At 72.9% G+C, this 3,023-nt stretch carries 2 protein-coding genes; both read right to left on the bottom strand.

The features are described 5' to 3' along the window. Positions 1 to 303: 303 nt before the first annotated feature. Entirely contained in the window at positions 304 to 978 is a 675-nt protein-coding gene (locus SSBG_RS15540) for a response regulator (RefSeq protein WP_008747052.1), read from the bottom strand. Then, complete coding sequence (locus tag SSBG_RS15535; protein WP_037869859.1) at positions 975 to 2,618, bottom strand: sensor histidine kinase; 1,644 nt, start codon at positions 2,616 to 2,618, stop codon at positions 975 to 977. The genes SSBG_RS15540 and SSBG_RS15535 overlap by 4 nt, the downstream gene beginning before the upstream one ends. Between the last annotated feature and the right edge of the window lie 405 nt (positions 2,619 to 3,023).

Genomic DNA, 3,023 nt, shown 5'->3' with positions numbered 1-3,023 from the left:
CCCCACCCCGGCACCCACGCTGAGAGCTCTGGTATCGCCCACCCCCGGCCCCCACCCGCACATCCCCCGGGCACCACCGTGCGGCCTCTAGCCGCCAGCGCACACCGCTTCCGCCCCGCCCCGCCCCGCCCCGCCCCGGCACCGCACACGTGAGGGCCCCGGCACCGCCCACACCGGTTCGCACCCGCGCAGCCACCACCGCACGGCGCCCAGCCGCCACCGCACACCACCTCCACCGCGCACCGGCACCCCGTCCCCCGCCGCCCGCCGCATCCGCACCCCGGCCCCCCTCCCCCGCCTCGGCTACCCCGGCTCGACCAGCCTGTTCTCGTAGGCGAAGACCGCCGCCTGGGTCCGGTCCCGCAGGCCCAGCTTCACCAGGATTCGGCTTACGTGTGTCTTCACCGTGGACTCCGCCACGTAGAGCTTCGCGGCGATCTCCTGGTTGGAGAGACCGCATGCGACATGGACGAGGACCTCCGTCTCGCGTTCCGTCAGTTCCCCGTAGGCGCCGCCCGTACGGGGCGGCGCGGGGCCGCGCAGGACCGTCTCGGGGACGCGCGCGAACTCCGTGATCAGCCGCCGGGTCACGCTCGGCGCGAGCAGCGCCTCGCCCCGCGCGACGACCTCCACCGCCTCGGCGAGCTGACGTGCCGAGGCGTCCTTGAGGAGGAAGCCCGAGGCTCCGGCCCGCAGGGCCTGGTACACGTACTCGTCCAGGTCGAACGTGGTCAGGACGAGCACCTTCGTCCCGGCCGGGCTCGCGACGATCTCGCGAGTCGCCCCGATGCCGTCGAGCCGCGGCATCCGGATGTCCATGAGAACGACGTCGGGGGCGAGGCGCGCGGTGAGCTCGACCGCCTCGCGCCCATCGACCGCCTCGCCGACGACCTCGATCCCCGGCATGGCCCCGAGCAGCACCGAGAAGCCCTCCCGGACCATCACCTGGTCATCGGCGATCAGCACCGTGATACTCATGCGCCGCCCTCCCCCGGGCCCGATTCCTTGCGGAACGAGATCGTGGAAGCCTCGGGGCTGCGGGGCTCCGGACCCGCTGGGGGTGCGGGCCAGCCGGCCGACTGAGGTGGCGCGCTACGCCCCCCGCCGGGCCGCGCCCGCGGCACCCGCTCCGGACTCCGCCCCGCCACCGGCTCCGCCTCTCGCCCCGCTCCCGCCTCCGGCTCGCGTTCCGCCTCCGCCTCCCGCTCCGGTGCGGCCACCGGGACCGGAATCCAGACCGCGACCTCGAAGCCCCCCGACTCCGTGGGCCCGGCCGTCAGTTCGCCCTCCAGCATCGCGACGCGTTCCCGCATCCCCGTCAGCCCGTGTCCGCTGCCGCCAGCGACCGGGGAGATGGGTGGGGTGGGCGGCGGTCCCTCCGTGCGGGCCTCACCGTCCCAGGGGCCGTCCTCCGGCCACGGGGCGTCCTCGTCCCGGGGGCCCGGCCCCTCCTCGTCCCAGGGGACGGGCGGGGCGGCGTTGAAGACGCGCAGTCCGAAGCCGCCGAGCACGTACGACAGCTCCACCACCGCGTCCGCGCCCGGCGCGTGCCGCAGGGTGTTGCTCAGTGCCTCCTGCACGATGCGGTACGCGGACAGCTCGACCCCCTGCGGCAGCTCCCGCACCCGGCCCGTCACCACCTTCGTCACCTCCAGCGTGCCGCGCACGTTGTCGAGCAGCGCGTCGAGATCGGCCAGGGTGGGCTGCGGGGCGTTCGGCAGTTCGGCGTCCTCCGCCCGCACGACCCCGAGCACGCGCCGCAGTTCGGTGAGCGCGACCACCGCGTTCTCGCGGATCGTGGCGAAGGCGGCGACCAGCTCGGGCGGTGGGTCCACCACCCGGTAGGGGGCCGCCTCGGCCTGGATCGCGACGACCGACATGTGGTGTGCGACCACGTCGTGCAGTTCACGGGCGATCGTCGTGCGCTCCTCCAGGAGCGTGCGGCGCGAGCGCTCGACGAGCGTCACCTCCTCCTTGCGGGCGACCTCCGCCTTCTTCTCGGCGACCTCCGCCTCTTTCACCGCGACCTGCTGCCGCGCCTGCCGCCAGCCCCGCAGCGAGGACGAGGCGAGGAGGACGAGGCCGCTCACGAAGAGGTACGTGCTGATGTCGCCCTCGTTCCCCGTGTGCAGGGCGCCGCCCAGCACGAAGCCGAGGGCCGCGCTGATCAGCCACATGCTCAGCGCCGCGCGCGGCCTCGACTGCCAGGAGGACACCACTAGGACGACGAGGGCGGTGGCGAAACCCACCACCGCGAAGTCCGCGACGGCGGGCAGCAGGCACAGGGGGAGGGAGAGCCACCAGGCGCCGACCGGGCGGAACATGGCGAGCAGGACGAGGCAGCCGTTGACGGGGCCCAGCACGACCCCGTACGGGCCCGTCACGGAGAGGGCGAAGCACACCACCGCCGCGAACGCCACGACCGCCTGCGGCAGCCAGCGCGTCCACGCCCAGCGCGACCAGTGCTCCGGCACCGCGCGCACGGGCAGTGGCCGGAAGGCGAAGGCATCCGCGATCAGGTCCTCGCGCATGACCCGCGCCGCCAGATCCACGATCCGCCGCTCCGTCGCGAGCCCGGGAGCGAGGTCGTCGCGCCCAGAGGCCGAAGTCTTGTTCATGCCCACCACGCTAGGGCGCCGCGCGCTCCCTGGCGTCCCTCGCACGTATGCACTTGCGCCGTCCATCTCAAGGAGGACGACACCGTCTTGAGAGGGACCGTCCCGGCCGCGACACGCCGTACGGTCCGCAACGGGACGGACCGGGAGGGCCCCGGGGCGGCGCGGACAACGCGCACGACCGGACCGGCGAGGCAGACGACGGGACCGGCACGACCGACGGGACCAACGAGGCAGACGGGACCAATGAGGCAGACGGGAACGGAGCGAGCAGCCGCCGTCGCGGCGGACCCGTACGAGCGAACCGGCTCCGCACCATAATCGCCGCCATTGCTACTACTCGTGAAAGATTGGCATTTTCTTGTTTGAATTATGATTTTTAATTCGTATTTTTTTTTTTTTTTTTTT

The sequence above is a fragment of the Streptomyces sp. SPB074 genome, assembly GCF_000154905.1.
Lineage (GTDB): Bacteria > Actinomycetota > Actinomycetes > Streptomycetales > Streptomycetaceae > Streptomyces.
Note: the sequence above shows the minus strand (reverse complement) of the source record. Positions and strands in the feature narration are given on the sequence as shown.